The sequence below is a fragment of the Endobacter medicaginis genome (assembly GCF_014192375.1).
Taxonomy (GTDB): Bacteria; Pseudomonadota; Alphaproteobacteria; order Acetobacterales; family Acetobacteraceae; genus Endobacter; species Endobacter medicaginis.
The window spans coordinates 122,261-145,672 of record NZ_JACHXV010000001.1; the positions used below are offsets into that span (position 1 = coordinate 122,261).

At 68.3% G+C, this 23,412-nt stretch carries 21 protein-coding genes and 1 riboswitch; of the genes, 11 read left to right on the top strand and 10 right to left on the bottom strand.

The window, feature by feature from the left end; genetic code table 11:
* Positions 1-7: 7 nt before the first annotated feature.
* Positions 8-256, top strand: coding sequence for a hypothetical protein (locus tag FHR90_RS00600; protein ID WP_183274584.1), 249 nt, complete (start codon positions 8-10; stop codon positions 254-256).
* Here FHR90_RS00600 and FHR90_RS00605 read toward each other — a convergent pair.
* The 4 genes from FHR90_RS00605 to ligD form a co-directional block, all read right to left on the bottom strand.
* Positions 247-759 (bottom strand): YaiI/YqxD family protein, encoded by a 513-nt coding sequence (locus tag FHR90_RS00605; protein ID WP_176624955.1) that lies wholly within the window; start codon positions 757-759, stop codon positions 247-249. The genes FHR90_RS00600 and FHR90_RS00605 overlap by 10 nt on opposite strands.
* Complete coding sequence (ahcY, locus tag FHR90_RS00610) at positions 756-2,084, bottom strand: adenosylhomocysteinase (protein WP_176624957.1); 1,329 nt, start codon at positions 2,082-2,084, stop codon at positions 756-758. Before ahcY ends, FHR90_RS00605 begins: the two co-directional genes overlap by 4 nt.
* 116 nt (positions 2,085-2,200) lie before the next feature.
* Positions 2,201-3,049, bottom strand: a complete 849-nt coding sequence (ku, locus tag FHR90_RS00615; RefSeq protein ID WP_176624959.1) for a non-homologous end joining protein Ku — start codon at positions 3,047-3,049, stop codon at positions 2,201-2,203.
* A complete protein-coding gene (ligD, locus tag FHR90_RS00620; RefSeq protein ID WP_183274585.1) occupies positions 3,046-5,535 on the bottom strand; it encodes a DNA ligase D in 2,490 nt (829 codons plus the stop codon). The genes ku and ligD overlap by 4 nt, the downstream gene beginning before the upstream one ends.
* A gap of 127 nt (positions 5,536-5,662) precedes the next feature.
* Between ligD and FHR90_RS00625 the strand changes: the two genes are divergently transcribed.
* The 3 genes from FHR90_RS00625 to FHR90_RS00635 all read left to right on the top strand — a co-directional run bounded on the left by FHR90_RS00625 (position 5,663) and on the right by FHR90_RS00635 (position 8,922).
* Positions 5,663-7,927, top strand: a complete 2,265-nt coding sequence (locus tag FHR90_RS00625) for an amylo-alpha-1,6-glucosidase (RefSeq protein WP_176624443.1) — start codon at positions 5,663-5,665, stop codon at positions 7,925-7,927.
* Positions 7,928-8,027: 100 nt separating this feature from the next.
* Positions 8,028-8,537, top strand: coding sequence for an ankyrin repeat domain-containing protein (locus FHR90_RS00630; RefSeq protein WP_176624441.1), 510 nt, complete (start codon positions 8,028-8,030; stop codon positions 8,535-8,537).
* On the top strand, positions 8,509-8,922 hold the full coding sequence (locus FHR90_RS00635; RefSeq protein ID WP_176624439.1) for a DUF1810 domain-containing protein: 414 nt from the start codon (positions 8,509-8,511) through the stop codon (positions 8,920-8,922). Before FHR90_RS00630 ends, FHR90_RS00635 begins: the two co-directional genes overlap by 29 nt.
* Here FHR90_RS00635 and FHR90_RS00640 read toward each other — a convergent pair.
* From FHR90_RS00640 to FHR90_RS00660, 5 genes are all read right to left on the bottom strand, one after another.
* Positions 8,919-9,536: a LolA family protein gene (locus FHR90_RS00640; protein ID WP_176624437.1), complete on the bottom strand. Its 618-nt coding sequence runs from the start codon at positions 9,534-9,536 to the stop codon at positions 8,919-8,921. The two genes, FHR90_RS00635 and FHR90_RS00640, sit on opposite strands and share 4 nt — an antisense overlap.
* A 37-nt stretch (positions 9,537-9,573) precedes the next feature.
* Positions 9,574-10,530, bottom strand: coding sequence for an iron exporter MbfA (gene mbfA / locus FHR90_RS00645; protein ID WP_183274586.1), 957 nt, complete (start codon positions 10,528-10,530; stop codon positions 9,574-9,576).
* Positions 10,531-10,631: 101 nt separating this feature from the next.
* Entirely contained in the window at positions 10,632-11,996 is a 1,365-nt protein-coding gene (locus tag FHR90_RS00650) for a metallophosphoesterase (RefSeq protein WP_176624447.1), read from the bottom strand.
* 66 nt (positions 11,997-12,062) lie between these two features.
* Positions 12,063-12,854 carry a copper resistance protein B gene (locus tag FHR90_RS00655; protein WP_176624449.1) on the bottom strand — a complete coding sequence of 264 codons (792 nt, stop codon included), beginning with the start codon at positions 12,852-12,854 and terminating at the stop codon, positions 12,063-12,065.
* A gap of 104 nt (positions 12,855-12,958) precedes the next feature.
* A complete protein-coding gene (locus FHR90_RS00660; protein ID WP_176624451.1) occupies positions 12,959-14,581 on the bottom strand; it encodes a copper resistance system multicopper oxidase in 1,623 nt (540 codons plus the stop codon).
* Positions 14,582-14,676: 95 nt separating this feature from the next.
* A riboswitch (FMN riboswitch) is annotated at positions 14,677-14,838 on the top strand.
* A 102-nt stretch (positions 14,839-14,940) separates the two neighbouring features.
* Between FHR90_RS00660 and ribD the strand changes: the two genes are divergently transcribed.
* From ribD to FHR90_RS00690, 6 genes are all read left to right on the top strand, one after another.
* On the top strand, positions 14,941-15,948 hold the full coding sequence (gene ribD / locus FHR90_RS00665) for a bifunctional diaminohydroxyphosphoribosylaminopyrimidine deaminase/5-amino-6-(5-phosphoribosylamino)uracil reductase RibD (protein WP_221188184.1): 1,008 nt from the start codon (positions 14,941-14,943) through the stop codon (positions 15,946-15,948).
* A gap of 4 nt (positions 15,949-15,952) precedes the next feature.
* A complete protein-coding gene (locus FHR90_RS00670; RefSeq protein ID WP_176623064.1) occupies positions 15,953-16,570 on the top strand; it encodes a riboflavin synthase in 618 nt (205 codons plus the stop codon).
* Complete coding sequence (gene ribB / locus FHR90_RS00675) at positions 16,570-17,850, top strand: 3,4-dihydroxy-2-butanone-4-phosphate synthase (protein WP_266152681.1); 1,281 nt, start codon at positions 16,570-16,572, stop codon at positions 17,848-17,850. The genes FHR90_RS00670 and ribB overlap by 1 nt, the downstream gene beginning before the upstream one ends.
* Positions 17,847-18,335 carry a 6,7-dimethyl-8-ribityllumazine synthase gene (gene ribH / locus FHR90_RS00680; protein ID WP_266152667.1) on the top strand — a complete coding sequence of 163 codons (489 nt, stop codon included), beginning with the start codon at positions 17,847-17,849 and terminating at the stop codon, positions 18,333-18,335. Before ribB ends, ribH begins: the two co-directional genes overlap by 4 nt.
* 142 nt (positions 18,336-18,477) lie before the next feature.
* Positions 18,478-18,864, top strand: coding sequence for a BA14K family protein (locus FHR90_RS00685; protein WP_246329935.1), 387 nt, complete (start codon positions 18,478-18,480; stop codon positions 18,862-18,864).
* Positions 18,865-18,871: 7 nt separating this feature from the next.
* Positions 18,872-19,306, top strand: a complete 435-nt coding sequence (locus tag FHR90_RS00690) for a DUF4112 domain-containing protein (protein ID WP_246329936.1) — start codon at positions 18,872-18,874, stop codon at positions 19,304-19,306.
* Between the two features lie 52 nt (positions 19,307-19,358).
* Here FHR90_RS00690 and FHR90_RS00695 read toward each other — a convergent pair whose 3' ends face one another.
* On the bottom strand, positions 19,359-22,760 hold the full coding sequence (locus tag FHR90_RS00695) for a Hint domain-containing protein (RefSeq protein ID WP_183274587.1): 3,402 nt from the start codon (positions 22,758-22,760) through the stop codon (positions 19,359-19,361).
* A 208-nt stretch (positions 22,761-22,968) separates the two neighbouring features.
* Between FHR90_RS00695 and FHR90_RS00700 the strand changes: the two genes are divergently transcribed.
* A complete protein-coding gene (locus tag FHR90_RS00700) occupies positions 22,969-23,412 on the top strand; it encodes a MarR family transcriptional regulator (protein ID WP_266152945.1) in 444 nt (147 codons plus the stop codon).

A 23,412-nucleotide genomic window follows, 5' to 3' on the forward strand; every position in this document is an offset into this window, starting at 1 on the left:
TTCTGCCTTGAAGCTGACGTCCCTCCTCGCCCTGGCGGTGACCGGCATGCTGACGCTGGGCGCCGCGAGCGCGGTTGCGCAGCCGGCACCGCCGCCACCTTCGCCCGGCCCTGTCGGGCCGCCGATGGCAGCACCTCCGCCGCCCCCTCCGCCCGGGGCCCGGCGGCTACCGCCGCCACCGCCACCGCATCGGTGGCGTCATCGCCACCGGGAATGGGACCGCTGGCACCGTCACTGGCACTGGCGCTACGACTGACCAGGGGCGATCCGGCTCCGGGCCACCGACCGACGCAAGGCCGTCAGCTCGGCATCGAGCGCGTTGAGAAATGCTGCGCGATGCTGTCTGGAGAACGGCGGCGGCCCGCCGCTTGCCAGGCCAAGTTCGCGCAGATGGGCGGATATTGCCCGCCCGGCGAGCTTTGCGCCGATATTGTCATTGCTCCACACGGTGCCGTTCGGCGCCAGGGCGCGCGCACCTGCGCCAAGGCAGCGCGCGGCAAGCGGAATGTCGGAGGTCACGCATAGATCGGCGGGTCCGATCCGCTCGGCGATCCAGTCGTCGGCGCGATCCGCACCGTCCTCGACCAGCACCATCCGCACGAACGGCAATCCGGTGGGCCGGATCGGCCGGCTGCCATTGGTGACCAGCACCACGGGCAGGGAGAATCGGTGCGCGACGCGATAGATCTCCTCGCGCACCGGGCAGGCATCGGCATCGACATAGACCGTCGAAGCCGGCGCCGGCGAGGCTCCGCTCAATAGCGATACAGCTCGTGCTTGAACGGCCCGGCCGCGTCGAGGCCGAGATATTTCGCCTGTTCGGTGCTCAGCTTCGTCAGTGTCGCGCCGACCTTGGCCAGGTGCAGGGCGGCGACCTTCTCGTCGAGATGCTTGGGCAGCGTGTAGACCTGACGCTCGTATTTGCCCTCGGGCGCGGTCCACAGTTCGATCTGGGCAAGGGTCTGGTTGGTGAACGAGGCCGACATCACGAAGCTCGGATGCCCGGTCGCATTGCCGAGATTCACCAGCCGCCCCTCGGACAGCACGATGAGACGCTTGCCATCGGGGAACACCACCTCGTCGACCTGCGGTTTGACGTTCTCCCACTTGTAGTTGCGCAAGGACCCGATCTGGATCTCGGAATCGAAGTGGCCGATGTTGCACACGATCGCACGGTGCTTCATCGCGCGCATGTGGTCGAGCGTGATCACGTCGATATTGCCGGTGCAGGTCACGAACAGGTCGCCGCGCGGGGCGGCATCCTCCATCGTCACCACCTCGAAACCCTGCATCGCCGCCTGCAGCGCGCAGATCGGGTCGATCTCGGTGACCAGCACCCGGCAGCCCGAGGCGGCGAGCGAGGCGGCCGAACCCTTGCCGACATCGCCGTAGCCGGCGACCACCGCCACCTTGCCGGCCAGCATCACGTCGGTGCCGCGACGGATGCCGTCCACCAGGCTTTCGCGGCAGCCATAGAGATTGTCGAATTTCGACTTGGTCACGCTGTCATTGACGTTGATCGCGGGCACCAGCAGCTTGCCGTCGCGCGCCATCTCCCACAGACGGTGCACGCCGGTGGTGGTCTCCTCGGAAATGCCGCGCACGTCGGCCAGCATCTCGGGATACTTGTCGTGCATCAGCAGGGTGAGATCGCCGCCATCGTCGAGGATCATGTTCGGCGTCCAACCGTCAGGCCCGCGCACCGTCTGCTCGATGCACCACCAGAACTCCTCCTCGCTGAGGCCCTTCCAGGCGAACACCGGGATGCCGGCGGCGGCGATCGCGGATGCGGCATGGTCCTGGGTCGAGAAGATGTTGCACGACGACCAGCGCACCGTCGCACCAAGCGCCACCAGCGTCTCGATCAGCACCGCGGTCTGGATGGTCATGTGCAGACAGCCGGCGATGCGTGCGCCCTTGAGCGGCTGGCTGTCGCCATACTCGGCCCGCAGCGCCATCAGCCCGGGCATCTCGTCCTCGGCGATCGAGATCTCCTTGCGGCCCCATTCGGCGAGCGCGAGGTCGCGCACCTTGAAATCGCCGTCGGCGGCGGTGTCGTGCTTGATCGGGGTCTGGACGTTCATTCGGAATCGCTCCGTAGGTGGGCGCGGGGAGGGGCGGTCATCGTGACGGTACGCACGGCCGCGATCGGCCTGCTATACCGGCTGCACCGCATCAGGGCCAGTGCGGGGGCGGGACGTCATCCAGCCTTGCGTGCCGGTTTGGCGCGTGCCTTGCGCTTCTTCGCCGGTTTGTCCTCGCCGAGGCTGCGCCGGAGTGCGGCCATCAGGTCGACGACATTGTCATCCTCTTCGATGGCGGCGGGTGCCGTGACCTCCGCCCCTTCGGCTTTCGCCGCGATGATCTCGCGCAGCCGGGTCTGATAGCGGTCCTCGGTATCGTCCGGCTCGAAGCGGCCGCTCTGGCGCTCGACGAGCTGGGTGGCGAGCTTGACCATCTCGGCTTCCGCCTTGTGCCGGCCGAGCCCGTCGAACAACGCCGCCGGATCGGCCACCTCGCGCGCATCGTGCAAAGTATAAAGTACCATCCCCTCGCCGAGCCGCATCACCGCCACCGCCCGCTCGCGCCGTGCGATCACCAGCCGCGACAAAGCCGCCATCTCCGCCTTGCCGATCGCGTCGCGCAGCACGACGAACACATCGTCGGCGGCATCGCGCCCCGAGCCATCCGGGGCGAGGTAATAGGCGGTGTCGAACCAGATCGGGTCGATGCTGCCGGTGGGCACGAACTTGTCGATCTTCAGCACCGACGAGGTCTCGATCCGCGCCGCCTCGAAATCCTCGTCGTCGAGCAGCACGTAGCGGTCCCGCCCGATCTCGTAGCCCCGCTGCAGATCGCGCCGCTCCAGCTCGTCGTCGGTCTGTGCGTCGAGCGTCACGTTTCGCACCCGGTTGCCGGTCGCCGGATTGATGAAATGGAAATGCAGCCCCTCCGAGGCCTGTCGCGATGGATGCAGCGCGATCGGGCACGACACCAGGGCGAGCCGCAACTGCCCGCGCCAGATCGCCCGTGTCGGACCGCGGCTCATCGGCGGTCCCGCTTGACCGGCAAAGGCCGCGCCGCATCGGCGAAGCCCGCCCAGGGGTCGATCCAGGACTTGCGCAGCACCCGGCCCGGCACCGTCTCGAGGGTATAGGTCGATGGATCCAGACGTGCGGTGACGGAACGCCAGGCCAGCGGCATCGCCACGCAGGCCCCGTCCCGTGCCCGTGGCGAGAAACTGGCGATCGCCGTGCTGCCGAGCCCGTTGCGCAGCCAGTCGATCAGGATGCGCCCGCGTCGGATGTCCTTGCGGGTCGCGGCGACGAAACGGTCCGGGAACTCCTTTGCCAACGCTTCTGCGAAGGCCCGCGACCAGGCGCGCGCCGCATCCCAGCCCGCTTCCGGGCGCAGCGGCACCACCACATGCAGCCCCTTGCCGCCCGAACTGCGGCAGAATGCCGCCAGCCCCGCCTGTTCCAGTCGCTCACGGAGCAGCCGCGCCGCCTCGGCGATCGCGGCCATCGCGACCCCCTCGCCGGGATCGAGATCGAACACCAGCCGGTCGGGATGACCCGGATCGTCGAGCGTCGAGCCCCAGCTGTGCAGCTCGATCGCCGCGATCTGCGCACAGCCGATCAGCCCCGCCACCCCCTCGATCGCCAGATACGGCGCATCGTCGAACGCCCCCTCGACGATCGTGTCCGGCTGTCCGCGCCCGGCATGTTTCTGGAAGAAATGCTCCCCGCTGATTCCGTCGGGACAGCGCAGCAGGGCGAGCGGCCGCCCGGCAATCCCGGGCAGCGCGACCGCCGCCATCGTCTCCCAGTAGCGCGCCAGCGCCCCCTTGCTGATCCCGGGCCAGAGCTCGCGATCCGGGTGAGTGAGGCGCTGTCCGGCGATCTCCATGGTCGACGCCTTGCGTGGAGAGGGGCGAGCCGCCTGCACGATCCGTGTCTTGCGCTCGACGAGCTTGCGCGTCGCCAGTCCATCGGGCGGGTCGCGCACCACCTCGTCAGCCGGCTTGTCCTCGCGCAGGCCGAGGAACGCCGCCTGCCGGACCTGCCCGCCTCCCGTCCAGCCGGCATGGCGGATTTCCACCACCAATTCAGGCCGGACCCAGTGCAGCCCCTTCGGTGGCGGCTCGCTCACCAGCAGCCCGGTCGGCGGCCCTGCGGCGAGCCCGTCCAGTCGCGTGCGCAGTGCGTCCAGCAGGCGCGCGTCGAACCCGGTGCCGACCCCGCCGGCGCCGTGCCAGCGTCCGTCCGCGTCGCGATAGCCCAGATACAGCGCGCCGAACCCCCCGCGTGTGCCCTTCGGGTCGGTCCAGCCCAACACAGCGAACTCTTCGCGGTCGTGGCACTTCACCTTCACCCAGTCCGCGCCGCGCCCGGCCCGGTAGGGCGCGTCGAGCCGCTTGCACACGATCCCTTCCAGCCCCATCGCGCAGGCCTTGTCGCGCACCCGTGCCGCTTCGGAGGTCAGATGGTCGCCGGCGACGATCGGGGGTGCGACGCCGTCGAGCAGTCCGGCGAGCGCCTTCTGCCGTGCCGACAGCGCCTCGCCGCGCAGATCGACGCCGTCGAGGAACAGCAGGTCGAACGCCACATAGCGCAGCCGCTCCGGGCGCCGGTCGGAGAGCGCCGCCTGGAGTTTCGCAAAGCTGGTGCGCCCCTTCGGATCGAACGCCACCAGCTCGCCGTCGAGCAGCAGGGTCTCCGCCGGCAGGGCGGCGATCGCCTCCGCCAGCGGGGCGAGCCGCCCCGTCCAGTCCAGCCCGTTGCGGGTGATCAGCCGGATATCGGCCCCGTCGCGACGGGCCAGCAGACGGTAGCCGTCGTATTTGATCTCCGACACCCATCCCGGCCCCGATGGTGCACTCGCCACCAGTTTCGCAAGCTGCGGCGCCTGGTCCTCCGGGGGCGTGGTGCGGGTCTTCGCGACGCGCCTGCCGCGGCGCGACCCGCCGGCCGGCCGCCGCACCGGGGCCAGTGCCTGGTCTTCCAGCACCGCCGCCCCCGCGCCCTGCCGGGCATCGTCGTCCTGCTCCTTGATCAGCAGCCAGTTATCGGCATTCGCCCTGTCGCCCTTTGCCTTGCGCGGCTTCATCCGCACCAGCACGAACCCGCCATGCAGCCGTTCGCCGTCGAGGGCGAATTTCAGCTCGCCCTTCGCCAGCGCCGCCGCCGGATCGGCGCCCTGGAGCGGCCGCCAGGTGCCGCGATCCCAGATCTCGACCGTGCCTGCGCCGTAATTTCCTTTCGGAATCTCGCCCTCGAAGGCGGCATAGTCGACAGGATGGTCCTCGACATGCACGGCGAGCCGCTTGTCGGCCGGATCCATCGAGGGGCCCTTCGGTACCGCCCACGACCACAGCGTGCCGCCGTGCTCGAGCCGGAAATCCCAGTGCAGCCGGCGCGCGGCGTGCTTCTGCACCACGAACAGGCTCCTCGCACCGTCGCGTGCCGCCGCCGTGCCGCCGGGGGGTTCCGGCGTGCGGTCGAAATCCCGTTTCTCGGCATAGGCCTTGCCCATGGGGGCACAACTCGCACCCGGTGGCGCGGTTCCACCTGCGTATCGGCACGTTTTGGGGGGTTTATCTCGCGCTCGCCCGGACTAACATCCCGCACTGCAACAGATCGTGCCGCAGGTCAGCTCCGTTATGGACACTCCTCCCTCCTCCGACGCCTCAACGTCGCTCGCCGAGGCCGAAGGCGCGGTCGTGAACGTCCCGCTTGCGCCGAAACTGTCGCCCGGCAAGCCGGACGACCCGCTCAACGACCTCTATCCGGTCAGTGCGGCCGATCTCGGGGAGCGCGCGCTGCATCCCATGAAGAGCGGCGACACGTTCGGCGTGTTCGACCAGGCCGGCAACGTGCTGCAGGGCCCCGACATCGCCGACGGGCTCTATCATCGCGATACGCGCTATCTCTCGGCGCTCAACCTCGCCGTGTGCGGCGCGCGTCCGATCCTGCTCAGCGGCTCGGTGCGCGAGGACAACGCGATGCTGACCTGCGACTTCACCAATCCCGACCTGACGAGCGACGACGGCTCCACCGTCGCTCACGACCTGCTGCATCTGCGCCGCAACCGCTTCCTGTGGCACGACACCTGCTTCGACCGGCTGCTGGTGCGCAATTTCGACGTCCGCCATCACGAGATCACCATCACCATCGTGTTCGCCGCCGATTTCGCCGACCTGTTCGAGGCGCGCGGCACGAAGCGCGCCCGGCACGGCACCCACAATCCGCCGGTGGTCGGCACCGATCAGGTCGAGCTTTCCTATACCGGGCTCGATGACCTCACCCGCACCACCCGCATCCGCTTCCACCCCGCGCCCACACGGCTGGATGCGAAATCCGCCACCTTCCGCCTCAGCCTGGCCCAGGGCGAGCGCGCGCTGATCTACACCGAGATCGCGTGTAATCCCGAGGGTCGACCCGCCCACGCACCGGACGACGCGTTCCTGTTCTCGATGGTCGAGATGCGCCGCGACCTGCGCATCTCCTCGGCCCGTGCGGCCGCGATTGCCACCACCAACGAGATCTTCAACGAGGCGATCCGTCGCTGCGTATGCGACATCTACATGCTGGTCACCAACAAGCCGACCGGTCCGTTCCCCTATGCCGGCGTGCCCTGGTACTCGACCGCCTTCGGCCGCGACGCGATCATCACCGCGCTGCTGATGCTGTGGATGGACCCTTCGGTCGCCCGCGGCGTGCTCACCTATCTCGCCGCCAACCAGGCCGATCGCGAGGACCCGATCGCCGATGCCGAGCCCGGCAAGATCCTGCACGAGGTCCGTCATGGCGAGATGGCCGAGCTCGGCGAGGTGCCGTTCCGCCGCTATTACGGAAGTGTCGATTCCACACCGCTGTTCGTGATGCTGGCCGGTGAATATCTCAACCGCACCGGCGACGTCGCCACCATTGCCGGGCTGTGGCCCAATATCGAGCGCGCATTGAGCTGGATCGACAAATACGGCGATCGTGACGGCGACGGCTTCGTCGAATACGGCCGACGCAACGACAACGGCCTCGTCAACCAGGGCTGGAAGGACAGTTTCGACTCCATCTTCCACGCCGATGGCACGCTGGCCGAGGGTCCGATCGCGCTTGTCGAGGTGCAGGGCTATGTCTACGCCGCCAAGCGCGCCGGCGCGCAGATCGGTCGTCGTCTCGGTCACGCCACCTTCGCCGAACGCCTCGACGCCGAGGCCGAGACGCTGAAGCACGCCTTCAACGCCGCCTTCTGGATTGACGAGATCGGTACCTACGCCATCGCGCTCGACGGCAAGAAGCGTCCGTGCAAGGTGCGCTCGTCCAATGCCGGCCACACGCTCGCTACCGGCATCGCCACCCAGGCGCGTGGCGAGATGGTCGCGCATCAGTTGCTCGGCCTGTCGTTCTTCTCCGGCTGGGGCGTGCGCACGATCGCCATGGGGGAGGCGCGCTACAATCCGATGTCGTATCACAACGGCTCGGTCTGGCCGCACGACAACGCGCTGATCGCGCAGGGGCTCGCCCGCTACGGCTTCAAGGACGAGGCGGCGAAGCTGTTCGGTGGCCTGTTCGCCGGCGCGCTGAGCTTCAACCATCGCCGCCTGCCGGAGCTGTTCTGCGGTTTCGCCCGCCAGCGCGGCGAGAACCCGGTGCGCTACCCGGTGGCCTGCGAGCCGCAGGCCTGGGCGGCGGCCACCATCCCGGCCCTGATCCAGGCGACCCTCGGCCTGCGCTTCGAGCCGTCGACCACCACGGTGCATTTCGACCGCCCCAGCCTGCCCGACTTCCTCGACGAGATGACGCTCTACAATCTGCGCATCGACGATGAGTCGAAGATCAGCGTGGTGGTGCGGCGCATCGCCGGCGAGGTCGCGATCAGCGTGCTGGAGCGCACCGGTCCCATCAAGCTGCGGATTTCCGCGTGACAGATCGGTCCTGGCGGCCATCCGATGGCGATCGCCTGCGCGGCGCCTCTGACTCGCCAGCACCGGTCTTGGTTCTTTCACGCCCGCGAGAGGATGCTCGATGACCGACCCCGTGCCTGCCACCTCGTTGCCGCCGATGGAGCGGATGGTGGAGATGATGTTCGATGCCGCGCGGCAGGGGCGCGAGGACGTGATCGACGCGCTGCTGCGCGCCGGCGTCGATATCGAGGTGCTCGACAGCCGCGGCTTCAGCCCGCTGATCATCGCCAGCTACAATGACCAGCCAGGTGCGACGCGGCTTCTGCTCGATCGCGGCGCGTGTCCGGACGGACCTGCGGAATTCGCCGGCAACACCGCGCTGATGGGCGTTGCCTTCAAGGGCTATCTGCCGATCGCCGAACTGCTGATCGCGCGTGGCGCCGACGTCAACCATCGCAACGGTGCCGGCCAGACCGCGCTGATGACCGCCGCCATGTTCGGCCGCGACGACATCATCGAGCTGTTCCTCGCCCATGGCGGCGACCCCTCGATCGCCGACCACGCCGGCAATACTGCCAAATCCCTCGCCGCCATGCAGAACAATGTCGAACTCGTCGAACGCTTCGGCTGACGACCCCTTCGGCCTCGTCCGCTTCGTCGCCGCCCAGTCCGGAGGTGTCCACGAGCAGGCCATGCGCGAACTGCGCGGCGGTGCCAAGCACACGCACTGGATGTGGTTCATCTTCCCGCAGGCCGCCGGGCTGGGCCACAGCGAGATGTCGCGCCGCTATGCGCTCTCCGGCATCGAAGAGGCCCGCGCCTACCTTGCACACCCTGTGCTCGGTGCGCGCTATCGCGACGCGCTGCGGATCCTCGACGCCCTGCCGCCCCAGCCGGCCGAGCGCATCTTCGGCGGCATCGACGCGCTGAAGCTGCGTTCCTCGCTCGAGCTGTTCGCCGCCGCCGCTCCCGACGATACCATCATCACCGCCGCCCGCACACGCTGGGGCGGCTAGCCTTTCTCGGGCGCCGGCTGGAACAGGCTGTCGGGGAACGTCCCGCCCGTCGCCACGTCCGACAGCCGTACCGCGGTGCTGCGCTGCTGCGCATCGATCACCGTCCAGCCGCGCAGGCTCACCGGATTATCGGTGAACACCAGCGTCAGCGAGCCGTCGCCGGGGCTCGCCGTGCGCACCACCGTCACGGTCAGGAACCCGTTCGCGTGACGGAAGCCCGTCACATGCACGTCGCCTGACAGCGTCAGATGATCGCGCAGCAGCAGTCCCAGCGGCGTCTTGTCGAGCGGGATATTGGTGGTCTGGTCGAGCTGGCGGTCCTGGAACACCACCTGGCCGTTCGCCGCCGTCAGCAGCAGTGGCGAGGGTGCATCATACTGAAACCGCATCCGCCCCGGCCGGTCCAGCCAGGCGGTGCCCTCCGAGGTGCGCCCGTCCGGCGCGGTCTGCTGGAAGCGGGCCTTGAGCGTATGGATACCGTTCAGCGTGTCCTGGATGCGGTCGATCCAGCCCTGATCGGCCGGCGTGAGGGCCGCGTCCTGGGCGAGGGCGGTGACGGGTGTGGCACAACCCAGGGCAAGCAGTCCGGCGAGGGCGAGAAGATGTCTGCGCATCCGTCGACCATCGCACCCCCCGGCCGACTTGGCTATCTCACCCGCCGCCGATCAGGATTCCGGCCGCGAACACCAATGCGCCGCCGAGCCCGATCTGCACGGCGGCGGCGAGCGGCGGCGTCTGCATGAACCGCCAGCGGATCCAGCAGATCGCCGCCAGTTCGATCACCACCACCCCGATCGCCACCGCCGTCGCCGTCCGGAAATCATCGATCAGGAACGGCAGCGTATGCCCGATGCCGCCCAGCACCGTCATCAGCCCGCACACCAGCCCGCGCAGCAGCGGTGCTCCGCGCCCCGACAGCCGCCCGTCATCGGCCAGCGCCTCGGCAAATCCCATCGAGATCCCAGCCCCCAGCGACGCCGCCATCCCGACCAGGAAGGCCGCATGGCTGCTGTGGGTGGCGAACGCGGCCGCAAACACGGGTGCGAGCGTGGAGACCGACCCGTCCATCAGCCCGACCAGTCCGGGCTGGACGATCTGCAGCACGAAGCGCCGCCGCTGCTCGGCATCCTCGTCCTCGCGCCGTCCGTCGGCGAGATGCCGCCGCGTCAGCGCCCCGGCTGCCTGCTCGTGGCCGTCCTCCGCCATCGCCAGGTCGCCCAGCAGGCGGCGCACCGCCGTGTCGGTGCTGCGCGCCGCCGCCTCGCGATAGAACCGGGCGGCGTCCTGCTCCATCCGCTCGGCATGCGCGCGCACCGCATCGAGTGTGAGTTTCGGCAGGCTCCACGTCGCCCGCTGCGGCCGCCAGCCGGCGATGTCCTGGCGACGCAGCAAGGGAATATGTGGCCCGAACCGCGCTCCATACAGGTCGATCAGCCGCCGGCGATGCTCATCCTCTTCCGCCGCCATGTCGGAGAAGATCGCCGCACTGTCGGGATAATCCGCCGCCAGCCGATGCGCGAACTCGGCATAGATGCGGCCGTCCTCCTCCTCGTTGGCGATCGCGAGGGCCAGGATCTCGTTTTCTGCAAGGTCGGTGAAGCGTCGCATCCGGTGAGTGTGGGCATCGCTGCCGGCAAAGACAATGTTCTTCACACGAGATGATAACGCGTCTTATCTTCAACCTTGCCGAGAGCAACAGCAACCTACCTTCACACAGGGTTCAGCGCGGTGGCGATCGCGGCCGACAGGGGCCGCGCCGGATCCGGCACGAAGCCCGGCAGATCCGCGCCGAGCAGTTCGCGCCGGTTCCGCTCGCTGCTGACCGAATAGGCGGTGATGGCAACGCTGTAGCTCCGGGCCGGATCGGGCACGAGCGGCGTCGCGTAAAGAAAATCGCCCGTCCGACGCGCATAGGCGGTGCGGCCATCGAACTGATTGACCCGCTTGAGCACCACATCGCGCAAGGTCGCACCGTCGACCTTGCCATAGGCGATCGGTCCGTCGAAGCGAAGGAACGCATCGCGCTCAACCACACGCACTGGTCCGGCCGGCAACCCGTCGCCAAACGTCGTGTGCTGCATCAGGGCCAGATCGACCTTGTCATGCCGCCTGATGCTGTCGGCGAGAAACAGAACCGCCTCATCGAGCGCCATCGCGTGCGGCGCAGTACCCACCACGGCGAGATCGGCCGGAGTGAGCAACGATTGCGCCTGCGCCAGCATCGCTGCCATCCCGGCGTCGCTGGCGCTGTCGGCATCGAGCACGACATCACGCGCATCGAGCCTGATCCCGCCCGCGGTATCGAACACCCGCACCACCTGGAACGCCGAAGACCACGATCCCGAGTGCAGATGCATCGCATCGGGGGCGAAGCGCTCGGCGAATCGCAGATGGTCATGCGCCCCGTGCAGCAGGAAAGGCGGCTTCAGCGACGGCAGCACCGAGCGATCCGCCATGAACCCTGCGTGCACCAGCGCGATCGGCAGATCCGCGCCCGCAAACAAGGTCCCGAATCGCGCCTTCGCATAATCCGCCGGTTCCGGCACCGAATAGGCACCGCGCCACTGTTTCGGGTAGATCGCCATCACCGGCGTGCCGAGCACTGCCATCACCAGGCGCAACCGCCCCGCCCGCAGCGTGACCGAGGCCGGGCCATAGGCGAGATCGCTGCGTGGATCGGTGATGTCGCTCAGCAGCACCGCGCCGCTGCCGGTCACCGCGGCCGCGAAACGCCGCGGATCGAACAGGTCGCTGTCATGATTGCCGATCGTCACATAGGTCGGCGCCAGCCCGACGAAACCGCGGATCAGGGCGATATCCACCGCACCCTCGTTGCGGCGGGAAATCGCATTGTTGTGCTCGAACACGTCGCCATTGACGACGATCGCCACCTGCCCGCGTGCTGTGGCGACCTCCCGGCGCACCGCGGCCAGCAGTTTCGGCGTCCAGGCGTAGCCGGAATGCAGATCGCCCATCAGGATCAGGGTCTGCACGGGTTCTGTCACGCTCTCTCGGGCCCGCGCGATGAACGGGGTGGCCAGTGTCAGGGCGGCGAGGGTGCGGCGGGTCAGCATCCACGTATCCTGGGGCTTTGCCCCAGACCCCACCAGAGGGCAGTCGCCCTCTGGACCCCCTTGACGTCAGAAAAAGCTCCTGACGCCGAGCACGAGCTGCAATGCCGAGCCGGCCTGGCCGCCCTCGTAGGTCCAGGAGGCGCCGACATAAGGGGCGAGCTGGCGCCAGACCTCGTAGCGCAGGCGAAGCCCGAGCTCGGCTTCGCTCAGGCCCGACACACGCCCGGCGCGGCGGTCGTCCTGGGCGGCGAAATCCAGCTCCGCGCGTGGCTGCAACACCAGCCGCTGGGTGAGGAAACTGTCATGCCAGCCTTCCAGCCGACCGAGCACGCGGCCATCGGTGGCGATGAACAGGCTCGCCTCGGTCTCGAACCACTCGGGGGCGAGTCCCTCGACGGCGAACGCGACATAGGTGCGGTTCGGCCCGGCCAGATCCTGGCGCACCCCCGCCTGCACGTCGAAATAGCGCGTCACCGCACGCGAGTAGAACGCATCCGCCTCCGCATCGTCGAGACGGTTGCGGGTGAGCGGCCCGCGGCCCTCGGATTTGACCACCAGCCGGTCGAGATCGGTGCCCCACCAGCCCTCGCCATCCCAGCGATAGGCCGGCCGCCCGTCTGCGACCTGCAGCTCGGCGATGTTGAGGATCACCATCGAAAACCGCCGCCCGCCATTGTCCGCCATCATCGCGTCATGCGAGGCCTGCATCGCCTGCGCGCCGTAGACGCCCGATGCATACAGACCCACCGGCGGTACGGGTGCCGTCCCATGTCCTGCCGGCAGATCGGTGCCGGACGCGGGATGGAGGTTCACGACGGCCTCTGCCGCAGCCTTCGGCTTCGCGACAGGCATCTGCATGTCCGTCATGTCCATCCCGGACATGTCCATCCCTGGCATCGACGCTGCCCAGGCGTCCGAAAATCCTCCCGACAGGAGAAGGGCACAGACGAACCGGCGCATGCTCACGCCACCTCGGGACGCACGCTGACCACACGCATCATTCCGGCGTGCATGTGATAGAGAAGATGGCAGTGGAACGCCCAGTCGCCGGGATTGTCGGCGGTGAGGTCGAACGTCACGGTGCCGCCCGGCTGCACCAGCACCGTGTGCTTGCGCGGCGCATGACCGCCATGTCCCGTGACCAGCTCGAAGAAATGTCCGTGCAGATGGATCGGGTGGCCCATCATCGTGTCGTTGATCAGCCGCACGCGCACCCGCTCGCCGAGCCGGAACGGGATCGGTGCGGGATCGTCGCTCATCTTCACCCCGTCGAACGACCACATGTAGCGCTCCATGTTGCCGGTGAGGTGAATGTCGAGGCTGCGCGAGGGTGCGCGCACATCCGGATTGTCATCGCGCGCGACGAGATCGCGATAGACCAGCACGCGATGGTTCACATCGCGCAGTCCCAGCCCGGGCTCGCCGGTGCGGTCCTTCGGCATCATCGCCACCATCTGCACGCCCGGCCCGAGTGCGGGCGCATCCTTCCGCGGCGACATCGCCATGCCGGGCATGCCGCCCATCCCCATGTCCTGCATCGTCAGCAAGGGTCGGGCGCGCAGCGGTGGCGCGTCCGCCCGCATCCCCGCCCTTGGTGCGAGCGTCGCCACTGCCATGCCCGAGCGGTCGATCCCCTCCGCCACCAGAGTGTAGGCCCGATCGGCGGGATGGACGATCACATCATAGGTTTCCGCGACCCCGATCTGGATCTCGTCGGTCTCCACCGGGCGGACATCCTGTCCGTCGGCCTGCACGACACTCATCGCCAGGCCCGGGATCCGCACATCGAAGATCGTCATCGACGAGGCATTGATCAGCCGCAGCCGCACGCGCTCGCCCGGCGTGAACAGACCCGTCCAGTTCTGTTGCGGCCCCTGCCCGTTGACCAGATAGGTGTAGACCGCGCCGGTCACGTCCGCGATGTCGGTCGGCGACATCCGCATCCCGGCCCATCGCAGACGCGCGCCGGCATCCAGGCCCCGGCCGCGCGCCAGCCCGGCGAGGGTCTGTTTCTGGAAATTGAACGAATCCGGCGCCTGCTTGAGCCGCGTCATGATCGCGTCAGGTGACATCGCACTGTGATCCGACAGCACGATGACGTGCTCGCGATCATACGCCACCGGATCGGCTCCGGCCGGGTCGATGACCAGAGGGCCATACAGGCCGAGCTGTTCCTGAAAGCCCGAATGGCTGTGATACCAGTAGGTGCCGGACTGCCGCACCCGGAAGCGGTAGGTGAACCGACCCCCGGCGGGAATGCCCGGAAAGCTGATGCCCGGCACGCCGTCCATCACCGAGGGCACCAGCAGCCCGTGCCAGTGGATCGAGCTGTCCTCGTCAAGATCGTTGATCACCGTGATCGTCGCATCGCTGCCTTCGCGCAGGCGCAGCAGCGGCCCGGGGACCTGCCCGTTGATCCCGATCGCCCGCGTCGGCTTGCCGTCCACCACCAGATCCTGCCGCGCGATCCGCAGCGTGATGTCCGGGCCCGACAGCGCCTCCGCGTGCCCTGACGCCGTTCGCGACAGCAGTGGCGCGAGACACGCGGCGGCGAGCACGGAGCGGCGGGTGGAGAGTATTGTCATGTCGCCCAGCCTAGCCTGCGTACCAAGGTACGGTGTCAAGCCTCTTGCGTCGGCGCGATCACATCCCTAGGTGTAACGGCAGCCGGGCAACCGGCTGGTGTTCTCGGGGCGGGGTGCAATTCCCCACCGGCGGTTATTGCGGCGCCTGCGCCGCATCAGCCCGCGAGCGCCCGACCGTCCTTTCGGGGAGGGTCGGGGTCAGCAGATCCGGTGTGATTCCGGAGCCGACGGTACAGTCCGGAAGAGAGAGAACACGGGCAGACGACGCCCTCGCTCCGTCCGCGGAGAGGGTGATTTAACGCCCGTACTGCGCCCCCCGCACACCTGGATCATGCGTGTGGAACCAAGGGGTCGGGTGTTTGCCGAAGCGCCAGCCATCACCAGCACCGGAACTGCTCAGCGCCCTGCCGCCGGGGATCGTGGCCGGATTCGAGGCGGCCATCGCCGAGGCTTCGGCCTTCATCGGTGCGACGGCTCCCAACCCGCCGGTCGGCTGCACCTTGCTCGATGCGCAGTTCCGCCCGCTGGTGAGTGCCGCGCACGAGCGCGCCGGTCAGCCGCATGCCGAGGCCAACGCGCTGACCCGCGCCGCCACCGCCGGGCTCACCGATCGCATCGCGCATGTCGTCGTCACGCTCGAGCCGTGCAACCACACCGGCCGTACCCCGCCCTGCACGGAAGCGATCCTTGCCAGCCCCGCCCGCCATGTCTGGATCGGCGCGCGCGACCCCAACCCGCGCGTCGCCGGCGGCGGCATCGAGCGCCTGCGCGCCGCCGGTCGCGAGGTGCATGTGCTCGACCGCGCCGATGGTGCCGATGCGGCCGGGCTCGCCGCCGCCTGTACCGAGCTGATCGCCCCGTTCGTCCATCATGCCCGCACCGGCCGGCCGCTGGTCGTCGCCAAGGTCGCACTCGATGCGCAGGGATCGATGATCCCTCCGCCGGGGCGCCGCACCTTCACCTCGGAGGACTCGCTGCGCCTCGCGCATCTGCTGCGCCGCCAGTCCGACGCGATCCTCACCGGCATCGGCACCATCGAGGCCGACGCACCGGAATTCACCGTCCGCCATCTCGCCGACCATGAGGACAGGCGACGCATCCTCGCCATCGTGTCGCGCTCCCGGGATGTTCCGCCCGCGTATCGCAGCGCCGCCACGGCGCGCGGCTTCGATGTGCGGCGTTTCACCGATCCGGCGCAGGCCATCGACGCCATCGGTCGCGCCGGCGCGCTCCAGCTCCTCGTCGAGGCCGGGCCTCGTTTGCTCGCCGCCCTGCGTGAGGCCGACCTCATCGACCGGCTGCTCACCATCCGCCACGACCCCGATGGCGAGGACGCCATCACCTTCGATCACCTTCATGGATCCTGACGGCATGTTCTCCGGAATCATCGAACGCCTCGGCACTGTCGTCGCCCTGCACCCTGACGGGCTCGGCGCGGTCCGCATCGAGCTCGCCACGTCCTTCCCCGATCTCGAACTCGGCGAGAGCGTCGCCGTCAATGGCGTCTGTCTCACCGTCACCGAATGCGACACCGGTGGTGCGGCGAGCTTCTTCGTCAGTGCGGAAACCCTCTCGCGCACCAATCTCGGTGCCCTGTCTGTGGGCCTCACCGTCAATCTCGAGCGCGCCGTCACCCTGTCCACCCGCCTGTCGGGCCACATGGTGCAGGGCCATGTCGACGCCACCGCCCGCCTGGTCGCGGCCACCGAGGCGGCGGAAGCGCATCTGCTCACCGTCGCGTTGCCCGGCGCGCTGCGCCGCTACTGCGTCGAGAAGGGCTCGATCGCGCTCAATGGCGTCAGCCTGACCATCAACGCCGTCGAGGACACCGACGACGAGGTCCGGCTGTCCTTCACCGTCATTCCCCACAGCTGGGCGCACACCAACCTCGCCCATGTCGGCATCGGCGGTGCGATCAATGTCGAGATCGACATGGTCGCCAAGCACATCGCCCGCCTGGTCGACACCGCCGGAGTTCCCGCAGCATGATCCGCACCTCCCTCGCCGACGCGATCGCGCAGCTCCGCGCCGGCGGCCTGATCCTGATGACCGATGACGAGGACCGCGAGAACGAGGGCGATCTCGTCTGCGCCGCCGAGTTCGCCACCGCCGCCAACATCGCCTTCATGGCCCGTCGCGGCAGCGGCCTGATCTGCCTGCCGATGGAAGGCGCAATGATCGACCGCCTCGGCCTCGCGCCGATGACCGCCGCCAACCGCACCCCGCGCCAGACCGCCTTCACCGTCTCGATCGAGGCCCGCGACGGCATCACCACCGGCATCTCGGCCGCCGACCGCGCCCGCACTGTCGCCGCCGCCATCGATCCGGACACCACGCCGGACGAGATCGTCTCCCCGGGCCACATGTTCCCGCTGCGGGCTGTTGACGGTGGCGTGCTGGCGCGCGACGGCCATACCGAAGGCTCGGTCGACCTGATGCGCATGGCCGGCCTCACCCCGGCGGCGGTGATCTGCGAGGTGATGCGCGACGATGGCGAGATGATGCGCCGCGCCGAACTCGAGGCGATGGCGGCCGAGTTCGACCTGCCGATCGTCACCATCCGCGACGTCATCGCTGCGCGCCGTGCGGCCGACGGCGCCATCGACCTCGTCGCCACCGCGACACTCCCCTCCGTGTTCGGCGAATCCGTCACCGGCGCCGAGCCCTTCACCGTGCACGCCTTCCGCAACCCCGCCGACGGGATCGAGCATCTCGCCATCGTCCACGGCACGCCCGCCGCCGCCGCACGCGCGGGTGCCGCCCCGCTGGTGCGCGTGCATTCCGAATGCCTGACCGGCGATGCGCTTGGCTCGCTGCGCTGCGATTGCGGCCCACAGCTCCAGGCCGGCCTGCGACGTATCGCGGCCTGCCCCTACGGCATGGTGATCTATCTGCGCGGCCATGAGGGCAGGGGGATCGGGCTCGCCAACAAGATCCGCGCCTATGCGCTCCAGGACCAGGGCTTCGACACGGTGGAGGCCAACACCCATCTCGGCTTCGGCGCCGACCAGCGCGACTACACGGTCGCCGCCGCCATCCTGCGCCGGCTCGGCGTCAGTGCGCTCGACCTGCTGACCAACAACCCGGCCAAGGTCGAGGCCCTGCGCGCCCACGGTCTCGACGTCGAGGGCCGCTCGGCGATCGAGATCCCCGCCAATCCGCACAACGCGGCCTATCTGCGCACCAAGCGCCTACGCATGGGCCACTGGCTCGACGACGGCCATCACGATCCCAGTCACACTCATTGCCACCAGGAGCCTCTCGCGTGAGCGTCAACCCGTCCCCTGCTTCGCAGACCGTCATCGCCTCCGGTCTGAAGCTGCGCCTCGCCCTGATCGTCAGCCAGTTCAACGACGAGATCACCGGTGGCCTCGCCCGCGGTGCCGAGGAGTTTCTCGCCGAGAACGGCCTCGCCATCGACGAGGCCGACCGCTTCGCCGCCCCCGGTGCCTTCGAGATGCCCCTGCTGGCCCAGGCGCTGGCGAAAACCCGCCGCTATGCCGGCATCATCTGCCTCGGCTGCGTCATCAAGGGCGACACCGCCCATTTCGAGTTCATCTCGCTCGGCGCCACCGTCGGCATCATGCAGGCCTCGCTCGCCACCGAGACTCCGATCGCGTTCGGCGTGCTGACCACCTATACCGAGGATCAGGCCCTCTCCCGCTCGCGTGCGGATGCGCACAACAAGGGGCGCGAGGCCGCCGCCGCATGCGTGGCGAGCGCGCGGCTGCTGCTGCAGATCGCGGAGGCTTAGAGACCTTCTTTTTCTGAAGAAAAAGAAGCAAAAAGACTTCTGTCCGTCGGGTCAGTACGCGCGTGACGTGCTCGGACCTGACGGATGAAAGTTATTTGGTTCTTTCTTTCAAGAAAAACATCCTTCTCTAGCGGAGCATCCGATGCGCACCCGTCCGGCCCTGATCCTGATGCTCCTGCTCGCCGGCTGCGCCGATGACACCCCAACCGCGCCCCAGGCACTGACGCCCACCACCACCCCGCCCAAGGCCGCGTTCAACTGGAATGACCCCAACGCGACGCCCGCAGTGCCGCCGCCGGCGGTACAGACGGGTCCGCATGGGGAACAGCTCTCCGACGACCCCTCCGCGCCGGCCAACACGCCGCTCTGCGGCACCCAGGCGCGCGAGATCAATGCGATCGGGAGCGCGATCGACCCCGAAGCGGCGGGTGCGGCAGGAGTGTGCGCAACCTATGCCTGCTACGATCCGTTGACGGCGACATATATCGGCGCGGATGGCGCGCGCCATGTGTGCAGGCTGGCATCGTGAGGGTGGTTTGAGCGGTTTTGCGGAGAAATTCAGCGACATTCTGCGTGGAGCGGCCACGCAGACACCGCCATCGTCGCCAGCCGAACTGCTGCGCCTCGGCAAGCGTCTCAAACGCCTGCGTCGGCTGGCCTGGCTGCTCGACAGCGCCGTCGGCATTCCCAACACGAAGTTCCGCTTCGGCCTTTCGGGCCTGATCGGCCTGACCCCGGTCGCCGGCGACGCCGCGATCTCGGCCCTGTCGCTCTATATCGTCTATGAAGGATACCGCATCGGCCTGCCACGCGCGGTGCTGATGCGCATGCTGGCCAATGTCGGCATCGAGGCGACGGTCGGCGCCGTGCCGGTGATCGGCGACGTGTTCGACGTCGCCTTCAAGGCCAACATGCGCAACCTGTCGATGATCGAGGCGCATCTGGCCCGCGCGGGCCTAGGTCACCTCTGAGGCTCGGCCGGCGCGATCCGCCGGCCGAGCCTGTGGTCTGATCGGTAGCCGATCAGGCGGCGATCGCAGCCTCGGTCGCGTAGCTCGCCACCGCCTGCACCACCAGCACCAGCCGGCGTGCCTGCGCTGACGGCTCGATGGCGAGCGCCGCATCGCCGTCCATCCAGCGCCAGCTCAGCTCGCCGGCCGTCTCCAGCCCGTGCCAGCCGCGCCCGTCGAAGCCGATCGCCTCGCCATCGAGCGTGATGGCCCGCACCGCCACGCCGAGCCGGCGACGATCGTCGATGAACGGGCCGATCGCCTCCGCCGGCACCATGCTGCGCGACAGCAGCGCACGCACCGCCCGGCCGGCCGGCAGGGTCACCCCATATTGGCCGTCGCCGAGATCGCCGAACGCCAGCCTGCTGCCATCATCGAGCCACAGCGCGAGGGCGGCGTCGTCGGTGCGCAGGGCGGGGGCGGGGCGGGGGGCAAGCCCGAGCATGTCCGCCCGTGCATCGAAACGCTGCCAGAGCGGCTCGACGAAGGCGGGGTCGGTTGCGAGCGGCGCGGCCGCGTCCGCCCAGCTCGCATGACCGGCATCGAGCGCGAAGGGTGCGCCGATCGACACGACATTGCCGAACAGGTGGCGGTTGCCGGTGTCGAGCCAGCTCTCCGTTTCCAGACCTTCGGCGAGCAGGATGTCGTGGCTGGACAGTTCCACGTGAAACACCTCGAAGCGGCGGAGCGAAACGTCGTGGCGGATCGAGCGTCCGTTGACCAGCATGCGTGCCGGCACCAGCCGCCCGTCCAGATGCAGGCAGTGCTCCGGCGTGACCAGCAGGTCACGCGCCGGCACGCCCTCGCCGATCGCATCGGCGAGGATGCGCACCGGATGTGCCTCGCGCGGCGGGCGGCCGCGATACAGCACGTCGAGATCGACGGCGCGCCGTCCCAGCCAGCGCACCGCGCGCGTCGCGCCGGAGGCGGTCAGCACGTCCATCCCCTCGACGATCTCCTCGACGGCGATCGCGCCGCCGGGCGTGGCGATCAGCGTGCCGGTGAGGAAGCAGGTCATGTCGAGCAGGGTGATCGACGGGTCGTGGTCGCTCTCGCGGGTCGCGTCGGGGTATTCCGAGTTGGTGTGCACCGTCTCGAACTGCGCGGCATCGTAGAGCGCGGATGTGCCCAACGTGTGATCGAGCGATTCCGAATTGCCCTCGAACACGTAGGTGTAGCGGTTGGCGGCGTCCTCCTTCAGGTTCAGGTCGGTCAGCGTGCCGCCGGAGGTGTAGATCTGCTGCGCGGTGCTCCAGTCGACATCGTTGAAGTCGCCGAGCACGGAGATCTTGGCGTCCGGATTGGCGGCGAGCTGGTCCTGCACATAGGAGGTGATGACCTGCGCCTGCGCCTGGCGGGTGTTGGCGGCGGTGTTCACGCCCGTCGCGCCATAGGGGTCCGACGAGCCGTGATTGTAGGGCTGCTGCACCGAGCCATAGGCCTCGTCGGAGCCGGCCTGCGAGGAGTTGTGCACGTTGACCAGCGTCACCTGCTGGCCGGTGGCGTTGAAGGCGAACGTGCCGACGAGCGGCAGACGGGTATTCTTGAAGGTGGTGGAGAGCTGGTCGGCGCCGATCTGGCTGACATTGCCCACCAGGCTGACGCGGTCGGTGTTGTAGAGGAAGACGCTGCGGATGTTGCCGCCCGCGACACCGCCCTGGGTGCCGTCGGCCGGGTCGATCTCGGCATAGGAATAGGTGGGACCGCCGGCGGCAGCGATCGCGTTGATGATCGCCTGGATGTTCTGGGCCGCCGTCACCGTGCCGTCATTGGTGGTGCCGGAATCGTCCTGGATTTCCTGGAGCGCGAGGACGTCCGGGCTGCCGAGATTGTTGGTCACGATCTGCGCGAGCTGGCTCACCCGGGTCGCGTTCGACGACAGCAGCGCGTCCATGTTCTCGATGTTGTAGTCGGCGAAGGTCATGTGCGTCGCATCGCCGTGCAGGGTCGTGGTCTGCTGGGCGAGGTTGGCGGAGGTGACGGTGGGCTGCGCGACCGGTTCCACCTCGAACACACCGTTGTAGTAGGTCAGGATTCCGGTCACATCGCCGAGCGTGTCGCCGACCTGCGCGGTGAACACGCTTTGCGTGGTGCCGGCCGATCCCTTCACGCCGGTATCGACATAGACCTCGATGCGCGGCGTGTTGAAGTTGGTCGCGGACTCGATCACGCCGCCACGGGCATCCAGCGTTACCCCGTCAGGCACCACCCAGGTCGCGCCCGATGCGGTCGCACCCACCACATGGGCACCCTTGATGGTGACGAGCTGGCCTTCCAGCGAACGGTAGAAGTCGAGCGCATTCACGCTCGGCTGCAGCGACGCGGTGGAGGTGTTGAGATTGTCCGAGGTGCCGGAATAGATCACCGAAGGCGGCGTCAGCCCGCCGGTGCCCAGGATGGTGGCGGCCGGCAGCGCATTGCCGTGGCTGGTCACCGTGGTGGTGGTGGCGTTGAGCTCAGGCAGGTTGAGGATGTCGGAGGCCGACGCTGACAGATAGGCCGATCCGGTGCCGGTCACCGTCACCGCGTCGCCGACCGCGGGCAGCTTGCTGGCCGAGCCGGTGTAGACGAAGATCGCCCGGCTGCCGACGCCCGACGAGGCGTAGGAATCGGCTTCCTGAAGATAGTAGCCGATCGAGCCGGTGCTATCGATGGCGGTGACGATGCTCGAGGTGGTCACCGTCTGCTTGTTGTACGGCATGGTGTAGCTGTTGCCGTTGAGTTGCTGGATCGTCACCGTGGTGCCGGTGGCACCCGGCAGGCTCGCACCGTTGGAGTTGTTCGCACCGCCTGGCGTGTTGATCGCGGTGCCCGAAGGCGGCGCGGTGGTCGCACCGCCCGGCAGCCCGTAGGCGGTGAGGTCGTTGGCGATCCAGTCGGAGGCCGAGCCGGTATAGGGGTTCTCGGCGAACAGCGACGCGCCGGCTGCCTTGTCGCCGGTCAGCACGGGGGCGACGTAGCCGGTGTTGTCGGTCGCCCCGATCGCGGCCACCGTGGTGTAGGTGATGTCACCCGTGCCGCCATCGCTGACCGCGAACGCGCTGACCACGCTGCTCCACGGGGCGGAATCGAACACCCCGTCATCGTTGGTGTCGAGATCGGTGGTCTTGGCAGAGTTGATCGCGCCCGCGGTGCCGGTGAAGTTCTTCACCAGCAGCACCGTCTGGGTGCCGTTCTGGAACCCGTCGCGCAGGAAGCCGGTCGTCCAGTAGCCATCGGCATTGGTGGTGCCGAGCTGGTAGGCGTTGATGATCTTGCCGGTCGCGCTGTAGGTCGCGTTGGTGTCGCCTTCGACCACCACCACCGTATAGGCGCTGTAGTCGGTGTCCGGATCGCCCTTGATCTCGAGGAAATCGTCGAGATCGGTTCCGGTCTGGTTGAACAGGAACTCGTTGAGCTGCGGCGTGGCGGGCATCCGGGCACCTTTCTGGTGGTGTTACGGCCGGGTGACAAATTGACGTTCCGGTCAGGAACGCGTGTCTAGCCCATTACCCCTCCGCAATGGAATGACATTTTCATGTCAGGATTGCATTTTTTGCACACCACGAAAAAACGATAGCTTATAATTTGTAAGCATACTTATGGCCCATGATCCCTCTCCGCATCTCCTGCCGGCCCCCTTGGTGGGCGACTTCACGCTCGGCCGTCAGGTCGCGCGTCTGGCCCTGCTGTGGCGCCGCGAAGTCGACATCGAGCTGCGCCCATTCGGACTGACCGACGCCCAGTGGCGTCCGCTCTACTGGCTGGGTCGTCTCGGCGTCGATCCCAGTCAGGCGGATCTCGCCCGCGTGCTGGATCTGGAGGCGCCCTCGCTGGTGCGCCTGCTCGACGTCCTGGAGCGGATCGGCCTCGTCGAGAGATTCGACGATCCATCCGACCGGCGCCTCAAGCGGCTGCGTCTGACCGCCCTCGGCCGGGAGCGCTATGCGCAGATCGATCACGCTGTCGAAACGGTCGAACGTCGCCTGCTGATCGGCGTCAGTCCCGAGGAGCAGGCGACCTGCAACGCCGTGCTCGCCCGTATCGAGGCCGGGATCCGGGCCCGCACCGGCGCGCAGACGGGCTGA